Genomic DNA, 502 nt, shown 5'->3' on the forward strand with positions numbered 1-502 from the left:
AGCGCGCGTTGCCATCGCCGGTGCCGGCGGTCAGCTCGTACAGCGTGTCGGCGTCGGGCGTGAAACCCAGCGCCAGGTCGGCGTTCCACTTGTCCCAGCGCGACGGCACCTTGTTGCCGTCGCCGTCCTTGTAGTCCTGGGCATGCGAATGGTTGGCGGTGATGCGGGTGTAGACCTTGTCGTTGCCCACGGTCAGGTCGGCGGCCTGGTCGTTGCGGCCGTTTGATCCGCCCACCAGGCTGCCGTCGAAGCGCACGCCGGGCTCGGTGAAACGCGGCGTGTCGCGGTCGAAGCGGATGGTGCCGGCCGAGGCGCCCGGCCCCCACAGCACCGTCTGCGGGCCCTTGATGACGGTCAGCTTGTCGAAGTTCTCGGGCGAGATGTACGAGCTGGGCGCGTCCATGCGCGCCGGGCAGGCGCCGGGCATGGAGGTGCCGTTGGTCAGGATGTTCAGGCGCGAGCCGAACATGCCGCGCAGCACCGGATCGCCGTTGGTGCGCGG

Annotated in this window: 1 protein-coding gene; it reads right to left on the reverse strand. The window is 69.7% G+C overall.

The window, feature by feature from the left end; genetic code table 11:
• Positions 1 to 502, reverse strand: a 502-nt coding sequence (locus RISW2_RS23165) for a TonB-dependent receptor plug domain-containing protein (protein WP_043775993.1), incomplete at both ends; no start/stop codon positions are given.

The sequence above is a fragment of the Roseivivax isoporae LMG 25204 genome (genome assembly GCF_000521865.1).
GTDB classification, from domain to species: domain Bacteria; phylum Pseudomonadota; class Alphaproteobacteria; order Rhodobacterales; family Rhodobacteraceae; genus Roseivivax; species Roseivivax isoporae.